Genomic DNA, 15,039 nt, shown 5'->3' with positions numbered 1-15,039 from the left:
ACCGGAGCCGGGCATTTCAAAGGCTCATATTCCACCATACCAGTCATAGCCATAGTCCTCCCAGTAACCACCTTTCCCACCCTGAATGGCCGTAAAGCTTGAGACAAGCTCAATCGACTTGATGTATTTGCTCATCTTGTATCCGAGTTGTCTCTCTACGCGCAGACGAAGCGGAGCTCCGTTTTCTACCGGCAGGACACGATCATTGAGACCATATGCCAAAATAGTCTGCGGATGACGGGCGTCGATGAGATCTATGCTGCCGTAAAATGACGCCGCTCCTTTCGCGCCGTCTACCCTATCGAAGCAGTGGAAGACGACAAAGCGCGCGGATGACGTGGGGCGTGTCACATCGAGAATCTGGCTCAAGGGGACGCCTGTCCATTTGGCGATTGTACTCCAGCCTTCCACGCAGTCGTGGCGGGTGATCTGGGTGCGCCCTGGCATGCTGCGCAGTTGCTCCAGCGAAAAACTTGTCGGTTTTTCCACGAGACCTGTTACCTGCAAAACATAGTCTGAGAAATCGGCTGCGCGAAGTGCTTCATATTCTTCCGTCGCAGGATTGGTTTCACCATTCGGTTTTTGACCCTGACGCAGCTCGCTTTCCCCATACTCCTTTGCAAGTGCATTATGTCCCTGCAGTTGCCGTTGAATGAGGTAGGTCAGATCGTTCGCCTTTTCGAGGACTTGCCGCGTAGCGCTTTCGTTGTTGCCGACAAAATCGAAAGCATCACAACCGCTCAACATAATGGAAGAGGCTGCGGCTCCGGAAAAAGTTAGGAACTGTCGTCTGGAAAGATTCAGCTTGCTCATGGGTGCCTATCCTCGTCTTTTTTCGGAAGATCGGCGCGATACCAACCAGAGATCATCGATCGCATTTCGTTGAACGGACCTGCCGCAAGCACCATCACGATATGAATGACGACGAATGCGCAAAGCAGGAAAACGGCTACAAAATGAAGAGTGCGGGCTGTCTGGCGTCCGCCGAGCCATTCCGTCAGCGGCAGTACGGCATCCATGCCGGGAGACATGGCCAGCCCCGTAATTATAACCATCGGGAAAAGGCCGAAAAATATCATGCAATAGGTCAGTTTCTGCATAGGATTGTATGTTTTCCCATGCTGGAAACGAAATTTCAGATGGTTGAGAAAATCGCCGGGCAGGCTCTTTATTTCCAATGCAGATGGCAGTAGCTCGTTCTTCAGATGCCCGTTCAGAACACTCCCGACCAACCATAGCATGAGCGTGCCCACCAGAACCCAGGCGAAGAAGAAGTGAACCACACGTCCGGTTGCCAGATCGCGATAGGATGGAATGGTCAACGCTGGGGGAAATGCCTGATAGTCGGGAGCGCTTGTGGCTCCCGATACGCCGAGAAAACCGGTTGTCTGGAAGCTTTTACCCAAGATATCGACACGACCTTCAGGGCCGCTTTCGCCCTCGACGGCATAAATTGCCAGAATGGCATTATCATAGTCGAAACCGGATTCGTTGCCGAGATAGAGTGTGGGGTGCGCATTGAATATCTGCAGCCCGGACAGCAGCAGAAAGAAGAGGCTTGCAGCCCAAATCCAGTGTGTGAGACGCGTCAGCAGACGCTGGCGATAGACGAGCTGTTTCATGATGTTGCGCTCCGGTAATTTGCCCGCCAATCGTGAGGGAAGACTGGCGGGCCAGAACAATTACTGTGGCTTCTTCATGGAGTCGGACTGCATTGCGTCCTGTTTCATGGCATCGCTCTTCATCGCTTTGTCGTCATGTTTCTTCATTTTCTTTTTTGTATCGCTATGCATGGCGTCACCTTTCATGGCGTCATGCTTGCCCATGGAATCCTTCTTCATAGTGTCAGACTTCATGGTGTCGGTTTTCATCGCGTCTTGCGCGAAAGAAACCGGCGTGAAAGATATAGCGGCAAGCAGGGCGAGCGCCGGAAGGACGATGATGTTCTGTTTGATGGTCATGACGATACTCCTGTTCATCTGGGCGCCAGCGGCGCGTAACGAGAGGAGTTTCGACAGGCAGAGGCAAATGGTTACACCGATCACGGCGATGTGATCACCTCATTGGAAGATGTAACCTTTTCCGCTTCTTTCACGAATATGCCGGTGATTGGGAGTTGTAACCTGACCTATTCGAACGAAGAGAGGTTGAAAAAACTGATGATATTGGCGCTCGACGGAGACAAGGCAGCCTATCGGACCTTGCTTGAGGATCTGTCGCGCCGACTAAAACCTTATTTTCTACGGCGTCTTTTCGGCGATAAATCGCAAGCGGAGGACCTTATTCAGGAGACTTTGCTGGCGATCCATACCCGACGCATAACCTATGATCGGGGCATGCCGTTTCTACCCTGGGTGAATGGAATTGCACATCACAAGCTTGTCGATCATCTACGCCGTCACGGGCGTGAGACTGCTACACCTCTGGAAGAGGATGTTCCTGTGACCGATGATGCTGAAGCCGCCGATGCGCGCATGGATGTGGACCGGATGTTGAGCGGTGTTTCCGAGCGCACGGCAGGTTTGATCCGCAAAGTAAAAATCGAGGGACAATCCATAGATGAAGCCGCACGTGACACCGGCTTGAGCCAGAGTGCGGTCAAAGTCGCCATCCACCGCGGTCTTGCAGCAATAGCGCAAAGATTTGGAGGCAAAGGGCATGACCGATGATCTGATCGACAAGCTGACAGCAGATGTCAAACCGGTTGGCCCTCACGCAATGCGCCAGCTTTTCTTGCGCTATGCGACGGGAGGCATGGTAGGCGGGCTTGCGATTATGCTGGTTTTCCTTGGCGTGCGTCACGATTTGTTGTTGGCGATGACGACGGCAGCCTATTGGATGAAATTCGGCTATGCAGTCCTGCTTTTATTGATACTGGTCCCCGCATTATTCACCTTGTCGCGGCCCGTTCGCACGAGATTGCACTGGTTGCCGCTTGCTGTACTTCTGGCTTGTCTTGCAGGCGCGGCATCAATCCAGCTGCTAAACGCGGAGCCCGGACAAGCAGAAGTGTTGATATGGGGGCGGACGGCGTTGGTCTGTCCGTGGTTGATTGTTTTCATAGCACTTCCCATGCTCGGATTTCTGCTTGCCGCCATGCGGCGGCTTGCTCCGGCAGATTCTGTTCTAACGGGCCTTGTTGCCGGTATCGTTGCTGGCGCCGTAGGAGTTCTCATCTATTCACTACACTGTCCGGAATCCGGAATGCCGTTTATTGCAATCTGGTATACGCTCGGCATCGCAATCTTGGGCTTGCTCGGCATGATCGGCGGGCACGTTTTACTCAAATGGTAAGATGTCAAAGCGCACAGCTTCCATCCTGGTTTGAACAAGTAACAGACCTCTCACTGGCAAGTTAACTGCTGGCCCAGGCACAAGCGGGCCTTGATCTTAGTCGAAAAGCAGCCCTCCCGCCCGCGTGATTCCATATGTCGCGCATCAGCATAATGGTGGCAGAACCTCGTCGTCTTCAAAACAAACATGGAGAATTAAACTCACTGGGCAATAACGGCCAAAAACATTTTGGATTCTCACCAGAATGCGTTAGCGTCTTAGCAGTTCCGTGGGAGGACCTTTTGAAATGCAGTGGGGGAAGTAATCTGCAAAAACTTCCCGCTTGGTCGTGGTGTCTGCACCATGGCAAAATCTATTGGAGTGAGGAGGAAATATGCAAATCTTTAATCGGAAAACGACGGTTTCTCTGGCTACCGCATTGGGGCTTGTGTTCGGTGCAGCGCAAGCGAAAGCCGAGGAGTTTGTAAACATTCTGACCGGTGGCACCAGTGGTGTCTACTACCCGCTCGGCGTCGCCATGGAAAAAATTTATTCCAGCATTCCTGATGTGCGTCCTTCGGTTCAGGCGACGAAGGCATCCATTGAGAATATCAATCTCATCAACAGCGGCCGCGGCGAAGTGGCGTTCACGCTGGGCGATTCCCTGCGTGATGCCTATGAAGGCAATGAAGCAGCCGGTTTTAAGAAGAAGCTCACCAATCTGAGCACGCTTGCGGCAATCTATCCGAATTATGTCCAGATCGTCGCCTCCAAGGAATCCGGTATCAAGACATTAGCCGACCTTAAAGGAAAACGGCTGTCGGTTGGCGCGCCGAAATCCGGAACGGAACTGAATGCGCGCACCATTCTGGAGGCTGCCGGACTTTCCTATGATGATCTCGGCAAGATCGAATATCTCCCTTTCGCAGAATCCGTCGAGCTGATGAAAAACCGCCAATTGGATGCAACTTTGCAATCTTCTGGACTTGGCGTCGCCTCGCTGCGCGATCTTGCCAACTCCGTGGACATCAACGTTGTTGAAGTTCCGGCAGACGTCATCGAGAAAATCGGTGCGCCTTATCAAGTCAACACGATCCCGGCGAATACCTACAGTGGACAGGACAAGGACGTCGTGACGGCTTCCGTGATCAACTATCTGATCGTTCGCCCAGATATGGATGAAGAACTGGTTTACCAGATGACCAAGGGGTTCTTCGAGAATCTCGACCAGCTGGCCGCCGCCCATTCTTCCGCAAAGGCAATCAAGCTCGACAAGAGCACCATCGTGTCTCCTGTTCCGGTTCATCCCGGTGCTCTGCGTTACTACAAGGAAAAAGGCATCGAATAGGCCGACAGCAATCCTGCGCGGCGGCTGGCACCCGGATGAAATATCCGGGTACAGCCCTTTTTCTGACAATCGGCGCCCGATCCTTGCTAATCGGATCGTTCCCGTAGCTTTTCATTTTAAATGCATAATCTGATGAAGGGTCGTTCATGACGCAGAGCGAGAACAGCGCCGTAGAATCGGCTGAGCATATTCCCGCCTGGGGCACGGGCACAGGTGCAAGGATCCTGTTTGCCATCGCCGTGGCTTTTTCGGTTTTCCAGCTTTGGACTTCTGCTTATTCACCACTGCCAAGTCAGGTGGTCCGCTCCGTCCACGTCGGATTTCTGCTTCTGCTTCTTTTCGGGCTTTACGCCAATGCGAGCACTGTTGCTGCAAAGCGAGCGGCGTTCTGGCTGGCGGCCGTCGTCGCCTTTGTACTCAGTCTTTATCATTGGGTATTCTATGAAGACTTGGTGATCAGGGCAGGTGAACCCAATACGCTCGATATTGTGATCGGCATTCTCGTGGTCGCTCTCGTCTTCTGGGCGGGAAAAAAGATGATGGGCTGGACCCTACCTCTTATCTGCGCGATCTTCCTGTTTTACGGCTTGTTCGGACAATATCTCCCGCACCCGTTCAATCACCGGGGCTATGATTTCGAGCAAGTCGTCGAGGTTCTTTTTCTGGGAACAGAGGGAATTTACGGCACGCCGATCTATGTCTCATCGAGCTATATTTTCCTTTTCATCCTGTTCGGCGCATTTCTCGAACGTGCCGGCATGATCCAGCTCTTCAACGACATTGCCATGGGAACGGTCGGTGCGTCGCGTGGCGGCCCTGCAAAAGTTTCGGTTATCTCGTCGGCCTTGATGGGAACGATCAACGGTTCTGGTGTCGCCAATGTCGTGACCACGGGCGCTTTCACCATTCCTCTGATGAAACGTTCCGGTTTTCGTCCGGCCTTTGCCGGTGGTGTCGAAGCTGTAGCGTCGATGGGTGGCCAGATCATGCCCCCGGTCATGGGGGCGGTTGCGTTCATCATGGCTGAAACGCTGGGTCTGCCTTATGTTGAGATCGTCAAAGCTGCAATCGTGCCAGCTATTCTCTATTTTATAACTGTCTTCGTGATGGTTGATCTCGAGGCGCGTCGCCTCAAGATGAAAGGCCTCAATAAAAGCGAAATGCCAAGTGCTCTCGAAGCAATCAGAAAACGCTGGTTTCTGGTTCTGCCGCTCGTCGCATTGGTGTGGCTGCTTTTCTCCGGCTATACGCCACTCTTTGCAGGCACGGTCGGCCTCAGCCTGACCGCCCTTATCATTCTCGGTGTGCCGGTTTCCGGCTCCATGTCTATGCCTTTGCGTGTGCTGTTCTGGGTTGCGCTGGGTGTCATGTCGGCCGCAGCCTTCGGCACGACCTTCAACATTTTCGGTTACGCCCTACGCGGTATTACGCTGATCATTGCTCTTGTAGCACTTCTGGTCGCGATAAATTTTCTGGTGCGCGGTGGTCGGGAAACGCTCAATCTTTGTCTTCAAAGCCTCGCGGAAGGCGCCAAGAATGCGCTGCCGGTGGGCATCGCCTGTGCTCTGGTTGGCGTCATCATCGGTGTTCTGGCGCTCACAGGAGCCGGTTCGACATTCGCCCGTGTAATTGTCAGCGTTGGAGAAAACTCGCTGTTCTTCTCGCTGGTACTGACCATGCTGGCCTGTCTGGTGCTCGGTATGGGCATTCCGACTATCCCAAACTACATCATCACATCCTCGATCGCTGGCCCAGCACTCCTTCACCTGGAAGTACCGCTTCTGGTATCGCACATGTTCGTCTTTTATTTTGGTATCATGGCTGATCTCACGCCGCCCGTTGCGCTTGCAGCTTTTGCGGCGGCACCAATTGCACGAGAGTCGGGCATGAAGATCGGTATGCAGGCGATCCGTATTGCGGTTGCTGGGTTTGCCGTGCCGTTCATGGCGGTCTACGAACCGGTTATTATGCTTCAGGAGGGGGGACCTCTTTCCGAAAAATTCGGCTTCTGGCCTGCATTCGCTTATATGTTCATCAAGGCGTTGCTCAGTATTCTGCTTTGGGGCGCAGCCGCCATCGGTCATCTTCGAACGCCGCTGAACATCTGGGAACGCATATGGGCCTTCGCTGCCATCGCGCTGATGCTTGCAACGTATCCCTATAGTGATGAACTCGGTTTTGCGGCCTGCGCCGCTTTTCTTGCATGGCATTTCTGGAGGTCGCGACCTTCCATCGTCGCGTCATCGGGTTGATGGCAGTCTGCATTGCAACGGCTGGCGGCGTATTGAAAATCGTCGCCACGAGCTTTGTTCTCTCATGGACGCACAGCGTTGAGAAAGTGCCGTGGCAGGAGTTCTGGAATGTCACTTCCCAGGGGTTGGCGTTGTCAGAGGCTCGAATCAAAGGCTCCGGCGCAGGCATGGACCCGCCTGCGGATGCCGTTCTTAAGGATGGTTGGTACATCTATCACCCAACCATTCCTCCGCGGCAGGAAATCGTTCTTGCTGCGTCTGGCAAGACGAGTGGAGGCTGGACTTTCTGCTCGAAACACAAATGTGTCGAGCTTGGAAAGACGGAGGAGACGCCGATCCATATCAAGCCCTGCAGCTAGGTCTTTTTTACCTGGAATTCACTCGTTCTGCTCACTTTAATGTGCGACGCCTTAGTACAGGGAGCCTGTAAAACAGGGTCACGCTGGAAAAAGACTAATGTACGGGCTGGGAAAGCGGGGTAGCCATGATTGGCTCCCCCGTTCCATATGCGGATCAGACCAAGATTAGTGTCCAGAAAGCACAAGGGTCTGCACCGGCATCATCACGGCTTGTATTCGCAGGATCATGGCGTGAACGAGCCCTGTTGCGTCTACGGCATGCAGGAATATGGACCGCAGGGTACCGGCTTTCCCGGATTGCAATTCTTCATGATTGCTCGTGTATGCATTGGCAACACAACTGCTGCCTGGAGGAATGCCTGCAAGTTGTCCTTCGTAAAGAGGCTCCAGGGTGACCGTGATTGTTCCCGGTTTCGCTAATTGTTGAATGTCGACCAGCTGATCGCTGGCTCGCACCTGTCCGCCAGCGATAACGTCCTGCACCTCGGTTACGACCATAGGGATAATCGTGAATGGCTTTCCGATACACGTTGCCTCTGCAATCATGCCGGGCTTCATGACTTGTGCTTCGATCTGACCGAAGCCCGCGATAAGGGCCGTTCGTCCTGCTGTTTCCGGCACAAGTATGCCAGCAGGGCGGAGCAACGGATTGACGACTTCACCTGCACGCAGGGTGAATTGTTGAACGGTTCCCGAAACGCCCGCCTTCACGATTGTTTTATTCAGCTCAACTTCCGCCTGCGTAGCTGCGGCCTCGGTGCTTGCCCTCTGCGCTGGAAGCAATGAGGTGATCTTTGTTTCCAGCGTCTCCTTGCTGGCGGTTGCGGCGGCCAGTTCGCTACCTTTGCCATCGGCTATGGATTGGAGACGTTCAATATCCTTGCGGGCGACGATATTTGAGTTGCGGCGTTGCAGTTCTAGTTGCGTGTTTACATCGTTCTGTGCCTGAACAAAAGCAATCTCACCTTGCTTGATCCGGGCGTCGGCAGCTACGAGATCGCTTTTGGCGACAACCATTTCGGCGTCGATTTCTGCAATGCGTTTCCGGGCTGTTTCCAGCGCAGCCTTTTGTTTGCTGTCATCAAGCTTGAAGAGCGGCTCGCCAGCTTTCACCTTCTGGTTTCGCGAGACATACACTTCATCAACACGTCCACCTATTTCCGGAAGGATGGTAACGGTTCGAAATGCAGCCGTTACGTTAGATGTAGACGGATGGTAATAGAAGATCATCGTGATCAGGGAGACCGTGAGGATGAGGCACGCAGTGATCCCCCATCTGAGTTCGAACCACATGGAGTAGATCGTGATCTCGTGTCCGATGCGTTTTCCCTGACGATACCGGCGGAAAAGATAATCTGGAAGTATGGTGATCATCGAACAAAGCAGGAATTCGAACATTATTTCTGCTCCTCTTTGTTCTGGTAGAGAGGCAACTCCGTGTCGGACGCGACTGTTGAAATGGCTGCGCTTTGCGAGGTCGGCGATATCGTTTGTGGTGCAACATTATCGCTGCCGCCAACAGTTGGTGCTGGATCAGAGGGTGGAATTGTCAGGTGAAGTCCTCGCCGTGCAATGGTACGCAGAGACCTTGCCATTGATGTTACCGGCGACAGGAAGTCCGGAAGATCCGTCATTGCTAACAAAAGAGCTGCAATCCAGAAGAGCTGATTGTGAGTGAAGAGCGCTATCAAACCCAGTACAGCAACAAGCTGAATTTGAATTTTGTTCGTCTGATGAGCGATGTGTTCAGGGAGAGCATGGAGTCTCAGGTAGAGAATACCAGTTAAGAACACCATGCAGATAAGGAAAACAATGACGATGTTCAAAAGTACATCGGTCTCACCCGGGGGAGTTATAAATGCGGGTATATGTCCGACCGCTGCTTTATGCACGGCATCTGCTGATTGAACCATGTTGCCTCCAGCCTTTGTTTGTTGGCGTCCCATACGCTTCACCGGATGGTGGCGATAAGGAGCGCGGCTGTTCACCAACAAATGTGCCCGAAAAATGTCAGGCACCCCTTATTATATCAGATCGCAATAACGTTGTCGGAATTTCATTTTAGGATGGGGAAAATTACTAAATGCACAGAGAACTATAAACAAAATAAACTATGGTTAGCCGCTTGGAAGCCCAATATCGTCACGTTCATTATGATTCAGGCTTTTGTGTTCAGAGGAATGACAGCAAAGTTTTATGCTTGCTTCGACGCTCAGGAAGCTTCTGCCGCTTCCCGTTTGATGACCTTTGGGATCCCTTCCGACTGGATTGCGTGAAGCGTATCACGCAACGCTGAACCGAATGCGCCACTTGTTAGCTTACTGGGAAGGATATCGGGACACACAGACGCAACCGCACGGATTATTTCCTCGGGTGTCTCGATACCGTTCAATCCGGTCAAAAGCTCGGTCGCTTTGGGGTCATTCAATGGAACCGGGTGGCCGTCGTCCCCCTTTCGAGCCAGATAGGCGAGCCACGCAGCGAGAGCAAATACGAAGGGTCCGTACGGTTTGCCCGATGCCAGAGCTTCCAGGGCCGGGGTTGTGATGCGTTGGGGAAGCTTCTGTGTTCCATCCATTGCAATCTGTGCGGTGGAATGGGCGATAGTCGGGTTGGCGAACCTCTCGGAAAGAGCCGCAGCATAGGCGTCGAGATCAATGGATAATCCTTTCACAGTTGCTGCAGCGGCAGCAAGGTGACGACGGACGAGTACAGCATGATCCGGGTCGGCCATCACGTCTCGGACAAAGCTTTTACCTGAGAGCTGCCCGCTATAGGCAAGCATCGAATGTGCCCCGTTCAGCATTCGCAGTTTCATGCTTTCATATGGGGCGACATTGTCGACAAAGAGGGCGCCAGCACATTCCCATTCCGGTCGTCCGGCACAGAATTTGTCCTCAATCACCCATTGGCTGAAAGGTTCGGTTTCAACGGCAGCGTGATCTTCTCGCCCCGTCAACTCCCCGGCGAGCTTGGCGGTCTGGGCATTTGACGCCGGCGTGATCCGATCCACCATAGTGGACGGGAAGGCGACTTTTTCTGCTATCCAGCGCGAAAGCAGTCTTCCACCCGTTTGATCGGCGAATGCCAATACTGCGTCCCGCAACTTCTGACCATTGTGAGAGAGATTATCGCAACTGAGCACCGTGAAGGGTGGCAATCCACCGGTCATGCGACGAGATAGCGCTGCCACAATAAGCCCGATCACGCTGGCGGGCGCGTCTGGATTAGCGAGGTCGGCGACGATTGCCGGATGCTCACGATCCAGCTTACCGTCGCTGGTGATGCCATATCCCTTTTCCGTTACGGTTAAACTGACGATGCGACATCCGGGCGATGTCATCGCATCCAGGGCATCATTGCCAACTGTCGGGCCGGATAGCACCTGGTCCAGTGCGCCAATCACATGCGCTTCCGTTACCGGACCGCGTGTGATCAGGGTATAGCGGCCGTCTTGTGGATTCAGACTATCAGCAACGGCAGTTCCGCGCAGCGACACTCCCGTCACCCGCCAATTGCCACCTTTTTGCGCCAACACGGTATCAGTATAGGATAACAAGTGCGCGCGGGCAAAATTGCCTAGGCCGAGATGAACAATACCGACCTTGTGATTTTCGGGAGTATAAGCGGGCCAGCTGACCGCTGCGGCATGGTTCACCAGTGCTGAAAGCCGTGTCACTTGCTTATCCTGACATCTGGATGGGACAGAGCGGTCATGATTCCGCGCAATTCGGCCAGGCCTTTCAGGCGCCCAATGGATGGATAACCCGGTTGAGCGCGTCGGTTCAGATCATCGAGAATATCCTGACCGTGATCGGGGCGCATTGGAATGCGCCAGTCGGCACGACCTTCGGCCTTGCGGCGATTCTCCTCTGACAGGACGGCCGCAATCATCGCCACCATATCCGTATGGCCTTCAAGATGAGCGGCCTCATGGAACGATCCGCCAAGGTGGGGTTCTTCAAGTGCGACATTGCGCAAATGCAGGAAATGCACACGGTCACCCAGGCGCTTCATCATACCTGGCAGGTCATTATCGGCGCGCGCGCCCAGTGAGCCAGTGCAAAGTGTGATACCGTTCGCCGGAATGTTTACTGCATCCATGACCGCTTTATAATCAGCTTCGGTGGACATGATGCGCGGTAGTCCGAGAAGAGGGAAGGGCGGATCGTCTGGATGGCAGCACAGACGCACGCCAAGCTCTTCCGCAAGCGGACTCACCTCTACCAGAAAGTCGATCAGGTGGTTTCGCAGGCGCTCCGGCGAAATATTGTCGTAATGGGCGAGATGAAGCTTCACATCGTCCATCGACATGCGTTCGGCAGCGCCGGGCAGACCGAAAACGACGTTGCCGGAAAGCTCAAGCCGCCGCTCCTCGGGCATCTCCGCAAAACGCTTGCGTGCAGCTTCGATGAGTTCAGGTTTGTAACTGTCCGATGCACCCTTGCGCTCGAGTAGAAACAGATCGAAGACGGCGAAATCGAGGGCGTTGTAGCGCATACAGGTCGCCCCGTTCGCCAGTTGATAGGCGAGATCGGTGCGTGTCCAGTCGAGGATGGGCATGAAATTATAACAGATGACTTCGATGCCTGCGTCACGCAGGTTACGCATCGATGTCTTCCAGTTCGAGATATGAGTTTTCCAGTCGCCCGTCTGACGTTTGATATCTTCTGAAACCGGAAGGCTTTCCACGACTTCCCATTTCAGTCCCGAAGGTTCGCCGTTCTTCATCCGGGCAATTTCGATCTGCCGTTTTTCGATTTCGGCGGGCGACCAGACGAATCCGGTCGCTACATGGTGCAGGGCGGTGACAACGCCTTCAACACCTGCCTGTAGCATATCATCGATGGATACGAGGTCCTTGGGGCCAAACCAGCGCCAGGTCTGTCTCATTTGTTCGTCTTTCTGTTTTCAGTACTAGGCTGACGCATCAGCGAAACTAATCTGAACCTTAACGGACCGCGTACGATCTGTAGCCGCCTGAAAGGCAGACAAGGCTTCTGTCAGGGGAATGGTTGCGGTGATGATCGGTCGAGGATCGATAGCTTTTGATCCGATAAGGCGTACGGCCTCGGCGAATTCTGTATCGAACCGCTGCGAGCCGACAAACTGGATTTCTTTACCCACCATGACGTTGAGAGGCAGGACGGTGGGTCCGCCGACGCCAACCTGTACGAGGGTACCGAGCGGTCGAAGGCAGGAAATTGCGTCGCCGATGGCCGGTGCTGCAGCAGAGCATTCAAATACCAGATCGACCTTGCCTTTGCCTTCCTGCCAGCGGGCGAGCCCTGTCGGGTCGGTTGCAATATTGACCGTATGATCTGCCCCCATGTGTGCGGCGACAGCCAGAGTGGCGTCCTGAATATCAGTCACAATGATTTCCGACGCGCCGAGTTGTCGCGCTACCGCCACGCAAAGGGCGCCGATCGGGCCTGCACCTGTCACCATGACGACCTTACCGACCAAGCTGCCTGCAATCGCTTCCCCACGATTGGCGGCATGAAGGCAAACTGCCAGTGGTTCAGAGCAGGCTGCGGCTCCCGGATCAATACCGTTCGGGACAGGAAAACACTGGTCCGCCGCAATCACTATCCTGTCGCGGAACATGCCTTGTTGGTGCGGGAGATACATTGCCGATCCCTTGAAGCGCATCGCACTGCAATGGCGCGTCAGACCCTGCTGGCAGAAACTGCAGGTGCCGCAAGGCTGCGAAGGGTTCATTGCAACGAGCTGACCCGGCACCAGCCCCGTCACTCCCTCGCCGAGAGCCTTGATGCGTCCCGAGGCCTCGTGACCTAGGATGATCGGTTCCCGGACACGGATAGTACCAATGCCGCCTTCCAACCAGTAATGCAGATCCGATCCACAAATCCCGCCTGCTTCGACCGCGACCAGCACTTCTCCTGGCCCTGGTGTTCCGACAGGCCGACTTTCGATCCTCAGATCGTCCTGCGCGTGAAGGCAGATCACGCGCGTGTTCGACAACTCAGTCATTTCCACCTCACGGCATCAGCGTGTTGGGCAGCCAGGTCGCCAGAGGCGGCATGTAGCTGACCATCAAAAGGACAATCAGATTGGTGATGATATAGGGAATGATCGCCCTGATCACCGGCGAGAGTGGGAGACGCGCAATATTGGATGCGACAAACAGGCAAACGCCGACCGGTGGTGTAGTCAGGCCGATCATAAGGTTCAGGACCGCAAAACACGCAAAATGAATGGGGTCGATACCGACTGCCAAGGCTAGAGCCTGCAATGGTACGAATAGAATGATCAGGGCTGCAATCGTTTCCATGAACATGCCGACGAACAGAAGCAGAATGTTGATCAGCAGGATAACGAGAAACTTGTTATCGGTGATGGAGAGAACCGCATTGGCCAATGTCTGCGGAATACGTTCGGCGACGAGAATCCAGCCGAACACATTGGCTGTGCCCACCAGTACGAGAATGCCTGCCGAACTGATTGCACTATCGATGATGATTTTCGGAATCCGGCTTACTGGCAGTTCTCTATAGACGAACAGCCCCACCACCGCTGCGTAAAGGCATGCAACCACTGCCGTTTCGGTCGGTGTCGTGATGCCGATCAGCAGGCCACCCACGATCAGTGCGGTCATTGCAATAGCCCAGATCGCTCCGGTGAATGACGACAGCAACTCTCGGGCGCCCTTCCAGTCCTCGCGAGGGAAGTTTTTCTTCTTGGCGATGAAATAGGTCGTCACCATCATGGCAAAACCCATCAGAACGCCGGGTACCGCACCTGCCAGAAATAACTTGCCGACCGAAAGGCCGGAGAGCGATCCGACGATAATCATTGGCACGCTTGGCGGGATCATCGGGCCGACAGTCGATGAGGCGGCTGTGACTGCAGCGGAGAAATCGGCCGGATAACCAACCTTCTTCATGCCGGGGATCATCATGCCGCCAACGGAAGCTACATCTGCGACTGCGGTTCCTGAAATACCGCCGAAAAGCATCGAGGCTGCGATATTGGCCTGTGCCAGCCCGCCGCGCATCCAGCCCACAAGGGCATTTGCAAAGCGAATAATCCGTTCGGTAATGCCGCCGGAATTCATAAGGTTACCAGCCAGGATGAACCCTGGAATACAGAGCAGAACAAAGCTGTCCATCCCGGCATACATTTTCTGCGGGATGACAACCAAGGGGATGTCCGCAAACAGAAGATAGGCCATCGAGGAAAGGCCCAATGTCACAGCTACGGGCAAGCCGATGGCAAGGCCGAGCACGAACGAGCCAAGAAGAAGGGTCAGACCCATCAATTTTCCTCCGAATTGGGGATAGGGCGCCCATCATGACGGCCCGAGAGCATTTCAATGATGCGCATCAGTGCCCAGAGACCCAGAGCGACGAGAAGAATGAACTGTGTTGCGTGGACGAAATCCATGCGCCAGCCAAGCGACGGGGCGGTCTGACGGCTGCCGATCATGGTGTAATCCCACGCAGCGGGCAGAAGAATAGCCGCAAAAGCCACCGTCAATGCGGCGCTGACCAGTCGCAAAAGCCACGGCATTCGTCCGGGAAGGCTTTCGCAAAGAAGGTCGACATTGACCATATCGCCACTACGCAGCGCGAGGCCCGCGCCGAGCGCACCAATATAGAGCAGGCAGAACCTGGTCAGTTCCTCGGTCCAGACTGGGGCGCTGCTCAAAAATGTGCGCGCATAGACCTGCAATAGCACCGCCCCCATCAATAAGAGAAATGCTGCCAGTATCAGAAGGCGACATATGCCTTCCAATCCTTTGAATAGTTTTGTCATGGTATCCTCGACGTGACAGCTGCCGGAT

15 protein-coding genes are annotated in these 15,039 nt (G+C 54.2%); 5 read left to right on the top strand and 10 right to left on the bottom strand.

What is annotated here, in order from left to right; translation table 11 throughout:
- Positions 1 to 24: 24 nt before the first annotated feature.
- Genes AAE521_RS23230 through AAE521_RS23220 form a run of 3 tightly spaced genes read right to left on the bottom strand, consistent with a single transcriptional unit; the run spans position 25 to position 1,961 of the window.
- Positions 25 to 813 (bottom strand): molybdopterin-dependent oxidoreductase, encoded by a 789-nt coding sequence (locus tag AAE521_RS23230; protein WP_342062617.1) that lies wholly within the window; start codon positions 811 to 813, stop codon positions 25 to 27.
- A complete protein-coding gene (locus AAE521_RS23225) occupies positions 810 to 1,622 on the bottom strand; it encodes a cytochrome b/b6 domain-containing protein (protein ID WP_071633946.1) in 813 nt (270 codons plus the stop codon). Before AAE521_RS23225 ends, AAE521_RS23230 begins: the two co-directional genes overlap by 4 nt.
- A gap of 60 nt (positions 1,623 to 1,682) precedes the next feature.
- Positions 1,683 to 1,961: a pentapeptide MXKDX repeat protein gene (locus tag AAE521_RS23220; RefSeq protein WP_029926454.1), complete on the bottom strand. Its 279-nt coding sequence runs from the start codon at positions 1,959 to 1,961 to the stop codon at positions 1,683 to 1,685.
- 198 nt (positions 1,962 to 2,159) lie between these two features.
- Here AAE521_RS23220 and AAE521_RS23215 point away from each other — a divergent pair, with 198 nt between their 5' ends.
- The 5 genes from AAE521_RS23215 to AAE521_RS23195 all read left to right on the top strand — a co-directional run bounded on the left by AAE521_RS23215 (position 2,160) and on the right by AAE521_RS23195 (position 7,232).
- Positions 2,160 to 2,669 (top strand): sigma-70 family RNA polymerase sigma factor, encoded by a 510-nt coding sequence (locus AAE521_RS23215; protein WP_342062631.1) that lies wholly within the window; start codon positions 2,160 to 2,162, stop codon positions 2,667 to 2,669.
- Positions 2,659 to 3,294 (top strand): NrsF family protein, encoded by a 636-nt coding sequence (locus AAE521_RS23210; RefSeq protein WP_071633948.1) that lies wholly within the window; start codon positions 2,659 to 2,661, stop codon positions 3,292 to 3,294. The genes AAE521_RS23215 and AAE521_RS23210 overlap by 11 nt, the downstream gene beginning before the upstream one ends.
- A 373-nt stretch (positions 3,295 to 3,667) precedes the next feature.
- Positions 3,668 to 4,621: a TAXI family TRAP transporter solute-binding subunit gene (locus AAE521_RS23205; RefSeq protein ID WP_071633949.1), complete on the top strand. Its 954-nt coding sequence runs from the start codon at positions 3,668 to 3,670 to the stop codon at positions 4,619 to 4,621.
- A 146-nt stretch (positions 4,622 to 4,767) separates the two neighbouring features.
- Positions 4,768 to 6,873, top strand: a complete 2,106-nt coding sequence (locus tag AAE521_RS23200; RefSeq protein WP_071633950.1) for a TRAP transporter permease — start codon at positions 4,768 to 4,770, stop codon at positions 6,871 to 6,873.
- A complete protein-coding gene (locus tag AAE521_RS23195; protein WP_071633951.1) occupies positions 6,873 to 7,232 on the top strand; it encodes a DUF1850 domain-containing protein in 360 nt (119 codons plus the stop codon). Before AAE521_RS23200 ends, AAE521_RS23195 begins: the two co-directional genes overlap by 1 nt.
- Before the next feature lie 165 nt (positions 7,233 to 7,397).
- Here AAE521_RS23195 and AAE521_RS23190 read toward each other — a convergent pair whose 3' ends face one another.
- The 7 genes from AAE521_RS23190 to AAE521_RS23160 all read right to left on the bottom strand — a co-directional run bounded on the left by AAE521_RS23190 (position 7,398) and on the right by AAE521_RS23160 (position 15,011).
- A complete protein-coding gene (locus AAE521_RS23190) occupies positions 7,398 to 8,630 on the bottom strand; it encodes an HlyD family secretion protein (RefSeq protein WP_342062616.1) in 1,233 nt (410 codons plus the stop codon).
- A complete protein-coding gene (locus AAE521_RS23185) occupies positions 8,630 to 9,145 on the bottom strand; it encodes a hypothetical protein (protein ID WP_235817725.1) in 516 nt (171 codons plus the stop codon). The genes AAE521_RS23190 and AAE521_RS23185 overlap by 1 nt, the downstream gene beginning before the upstream one ends.
- Before the next feature lie 299 nt (positions 9,146 to 9,444).
- Positions 9,445 to 10,911, bottom strand: coding sequence for a mannitol dehydrogenase family protein (locus tag AAE521_RS23180; protein ID WP_342062615.1), 1,467 nt, complete (start codon positions 10,909 to 10,911; stop codon positions 9,445 to 9,447).
- Positions 10,908 to 12,125, bottom strand: a complete 1,218-nt coding sequence (gene uxuA / locus AAE521_RS23175; RefSeq protein ID WP_342062614.1) for a mannonate dehydratase — start codon at positions 12,123 to 12,125, stop codon at positions 10,908 to 10,910. The genes AAE521_RS23180 and uxuA overlap by 4 nt, the downstream gene beginning before the upstream one ends.
- A 24-nt stretch (positions 12,126 to 12,149) precedes the next feature.
- The gene (locus tag AAE521_RS23170) at positions 12,150 to 13,226 is read right to left on the bottom strand and encodes an L-idonate 5-dehydrogenase (protein ID WP_342062613.1); all 1,077 of its coding nucleotides are present in this window, start codon (positions 13,224 to 13,226) and stop codon (positions 12,150 to 12,152) included.
- A gap of 7 nt (positions 13,227 to 13,233) precedes the next feature.
- On the bottom strand, positions 13,234 to 14,511 hold the full coding sequence (locus tag AAE521_RS23165) for a TRAP transporter large permease (RefSeq protein WP_029926467.1): 1,278 nt from the start codon (positions 14,509 to 14,511) through the stop codon (positions 13,234 to 13,236).
- Positions 14,511 to 15,011, bottom strand: a complete 501-nt coding sequence (locus AAE521_RS23160; RefSeq protein WP_071633957.1) for a TRAP transporter small permease — start codon at positions 15,009 to 15,011, stop codon at positions 14,511 to 14,513. The genes AAE521_RS23165 and AAE521_RS23160 overlap by 1 nt, the downstream gene beginning before the upstream one ends.
- Positions 15,012 to 15,039: the final 28 nt, after the last annotated feature.

The organism is Brucella cytisi, from assembly GCF_038433355.1.
GTDB classification, from domain to species: Bacteria; Pseudomonadota; Alphaproteobacteria; order Rhizobiales; family Rhizobiaceae; genus Brucella; species Brucella cytisi.
This window is presented reverse-complemented; position numbering and strand designations above follow the sequence as displayed.